The organism is Actinomadura rubrisoli (assembly GCF_004349215.1).
Lineage (GTDB): Bacteria > Actinomycetota > Actinomycetes > Streptosporangiales > Streptosporangiaceae > Spirillospora > Spirillospora rubrisoli.
This window is the reverse complement of sequence record NZ_SMKU01000582.1, coordinates 1-3,028: the sequence shown is the minus strand read 5'-3', so window position 1 is coordinate 3,028 and position 3,028 is coordinate 1. Positions and strand designations below refer to the sequence as shown.

Below are 3,028 nucleotides of genomic sequence, written 5' to 3'. Positions count from 1 at the left end.
CCTTATCGTCGGCAGCGTCAAATGTGTATAACAGCCAGGGCCCGCTGGTCCCGCTGCTGATCATCGGCGTGGTCGGGGTCCTGGCGGTGGTCGGCGTGCTCGCGTTCGTCGTGCTGCGCGAAGACGATGACAAGGATCCCGTCGCGATCCCGTCGTACACGCGTTCGCCGTTCAGCACGCAATCGTTCGAGCCGTCCGTCGAGCCGAACCCGACGACGTCGCCGACCCGCAGCACGTCCGACCCGTCCAGCCTGCTGTCGGTGACGGTGGAGACCGCGAAGGGCAACACCTTCACCCGCGCCGGGACCCGCACCGAGTCATGCATCACCCGCGCGAACAGCAAGCTGCTGACGGCCCTGCGCTCGCACCCGTGCATCGGCAGCATGTACTCGGCGGTCTACGCGAGCCCGACCAAGAACATCATGACCGTCATCTCGATCCTGAAGTTCTCCAGCCCGTCCGCCGCGAGCAGCATCAGCAACGTCACCAACCAGAGCGGCTGGCCGAAGCTGCTCACCCCGTCCGACGCCAGCGGGCTCCCGCAGCCCCGCGCCAACCCGGCATACTGGACGCGGACGTGGACGCGCGGCTCGAACGTCGTCTACGCCCAGTCGTACTGGTCCCACGGCGGCCCGACCGGCGGCCGCACCGGCTCGGTGTTCGCCACCGCCGGCGAACTGGGCGTGGAAATCACCAACACGATGCTCTTCACGAGCTGATGACCGGCGCGGCCATGGGACAGGACGGACGGGACGGGCGGGACGGGCGCGGCACCGGCCGTCCCGTCCCGGCGCGCTCAGCCGCCCTGCTCGCGCTCGGCGCGCTGCCGCCGCCTGGCGAGGGACGACTCGTACGCGGCGAGCGCCTTCTCGCCGCCGGGCCGCAACTCGAACCGGATCCCGTTGTCGCCCTCGAATGGCTGCCTGTGGTCGAACCCGCCGACATAGATCTCACCGGGCACGCGCTCAGGGAACGCGTCGCAGTAGGGAATCCAGGTGTCGACCGACGTCCGCGCCTCGGGATTGGCCCTCTGCCGCAGACGCACGCAGGCGTCGCAGATACTCGGTCTCCTGCGCATCGTTCGCCGCGCCCTCCCTGGTGTTCGCTTCGGGTCCGCGCACGGGCCCGTTCACGGCCTTCCGCAGTGTTCCACACCGGCGGCGAAGGGACCCAACCTGGGGAATGGGTTGCGAAAGCGCGGGTTAAATCATATAAATGATCAATCCCTATTGTCTGTGATCGTGCGCGGTCGCGGGCTCGATCAGCTCCCGACGAACAGAGGGGTCACTGTGCGCGCTGAATGGCAGGCGCATATCGACGAACTCCTGCAGACCTACCAGGAGAAGCGCCGGCAGATCCAGGACATGCAGACCAAGCTGGAGACCATCGAGGCAGAGGCCGAGGCGGCCGAGGGCATGGTCAAGGTCAAGGTCGACCGCCAGGGCCGGCTGACCAGCGTGGAGTTCGACCCCCGCGTCTACCGCAGGCTCGGCTCCGAGGAACTCGCCGAGGCCGTCCTGGAGGCGTCCAAGGACGCCCAGAGCCAGGTCGCCGAGCAGATGCGCGCCGCCATGCAGGGCCTCGCCCCCGAGGGCGCCGCCGAGAGCGGCTTCGACCTCGCCAAGCTCCTGCCCGAGCGTCCCGACGACATCGACGCCGTCCGCGAGCGCCTCGGGATCCTACCCCGATGACGGCGGACGGCTACCTGGAGGTCGACACCGAGGCCCTCAAGCGCGCGGGCGAGGGCTTCCACACCGGCGCAACCCACCTGGACGCGATCTTCAAGAAGCTGGACGGGGCGCTCGCCGCCGAGGGCAAGTGCTGGGGCCAGGACGAGACCGGCAAGCAGTTCGAAGAGGGCTACGGAGAGCCGAGCCAGAGCGTCCTGAAGATGTTCCCGCAGTTCAGCAAGGGCCTCGACGGCATCAAGAAGGGCGTCGACCAGATGGCCAAGACCTACAAGGCGGCCGAGGACGCCTCCCGGCTGAAGTGAGCTGATCCGTGGGCCTCGAAATCCCAGATTCGGTCAAGTGGCTGTCCTGGATCGTCGGCTCCGACTGGCCGGAGGGCGACGAGACGGCCATGCGCCGGTGCGCCGACGCCTGGCGGGACGCCGGCACCGGCGTCAACGAGCTGATCGGCGAGCTCAAGGGCACCGCCGCCGACGTCCTCGGCACGCTCGACAGCGGCGCGGCCGAGAAGTTCAGCCAGAACTGGGAGAAGTGGGTCTCCACCGACCCGCAGATGCTGCCCAAGCTCGCCGAGGCGTGCGGCCAGCTCGCCGAGTCGATGGACGGCGGCGCGCTCGACATCGAGTACGCCAAGTACATGTTCATCGCCCTGCTGATCGTCACGGCGATCGAGATCGCCTTCCTGATCGCGGCGGCGTTCGCGACCTTCGGCGCGTCCACGGCGGGCATCCCGGCCGCCGAGGCGGCGGCCCAGGTCACGGCCAGAACCATCTTCAAGGAGCTGATGGAGCGCCTCGGCCAGCGCTTCCTCGGCTCCGTCCTCAAGGGCGCGGCCTTCGGCGCCCTCCAGGGCGGCGGACTCGACCTGGTCGTCCAGGGCGTCCAGATCGCGCAGGGCAACCGCGACGGCGTCGACCTGAAGAAGACCGGCTCGGCGACCCTGGACGGCGCGATCGGCGGCGCCATCTCCGGCGGCATCGGCCACGGCATCAACAAGATCCCCGGCGTGGGCGGCCCGGCCGACACCGCGCTCGGCAGCATGTTCAAGGGCATGGCCCGCGAGGGCGCGTCCGAGGCGATCAGCGGCGCGGCCGGCACGGTCGCCACGGCCGCGCTCCACGGCGACCCTTTGACCTGGGACGCCATCGCCAAGGGCGCCACGTCCGGCGCCTTCGGCGGCGCGGTCGGCGGCGGTGAGGGCGTCGGCGGGGAAGTCGCACACGGCCAGATGGCTCCCGGGCGCCATCACGTCGCGGAACCCGGCGACCGCTGCCTCGGGGTCCTCCTCGTCGCGGACGAGGTCGAGCACCGCCGTCATCAGGATCCCGACCGGGCGG

General features: G+C 69.8%; 4 protein-coding genes and 2 pseudogenes. 4 read left to right on the top strand and 2 right to left on the bottom strand.

Annotated features, from left to right (window positions below; genetic code table 11):
* Nucleotides 1-719: hypothetical protein (locus tag E1298_RS45635; protein WP_207945252.1), on the top strand; the 719-nt coding region annotated here is incomplete at its 5' end.
* 77 nt (nucleotides 720-796) lie between these two features.
* Here the strand turns inward: E1298_RS45635 and E1298_RS45630 are convergent.
* A complete protein-coding gene (locus tag E1298_RS45630; RefSeq protein WP_131903604.1) occupies nucleotides 797-1,045 on the bottom strand; it encodes a hypothetical protein in 249 nt (82 codons plus the stop codon).
* Nucleotides 1,046-1,289: 244 nt separating this feature from the next.
* Between E1298_RS45630 and E1298_RS45625 the strand changes: the two genes are divergently transcribed.
* The 3 genes and pseudogenes from E1298_RS45625 to E1298_RS52145 all read left to right on the top strand — a co-directional run.
* Nucleotides 1,290-1,691 carry a YbaB/EbfC family nucleoid-associated protein gene (locus E1298_RS45625; RefSeq protein WP_131903603.1) on the top strand — a complete coding sequence of 134 codons (402 nt, stop codon included), beginning with the start codon at nucleotides 1,290-1,292 and terminating at the stop codon, nucleotides 1,689-1,691.
* On the top strand, nucleotides 1,688-1,993 hold the full coding sequence (locus E1298_RS45620) for a WXG100 family type VII secretion target (protein ID WP_131903602.1): 306 nt from the start codon (nucleotides 1,688-1,690) through the stop codon (nucleotides 1,991-1,993). The genes E1298_RS45625 and E1298_RS45620 overlap by 4 nt, the downstream gene beginning before the upstream one ends.
* An 8-nt stretch (nucleotides 1,994-2,001) precedes the next feature.
* Nucleotides 2,002-2,388: pseudogene (locus E1298_RS52145) on the top strand (WXG100-like domain-containing protein); the annotation flags it as partial.
* Nucleotides 2,389-2,925: 537 nt separating this feature from the next.
* Here the strand turns inward: E1298_RS52145 and E1298_RS52140 are convergent.
* Nucleotides 2,926-3,009: pseudogene (locus E1298_RS52140) on the bottom strand (SAM-dependent methyltransferase); the annotation flags it as partial.
* Between the last annotated feature and the right edge of the window lie 19 nt (nucleotides 3,010-3,028).

Coding starts and splice junctions, on each gene's coding strand:
- E1298_RS45620 (WP_131903602.1), top strand. CDS start 1,688: ATGACGGCGGACGGCTACCTGGAGGTCGACACCGAGGCCCTCAAGCGC.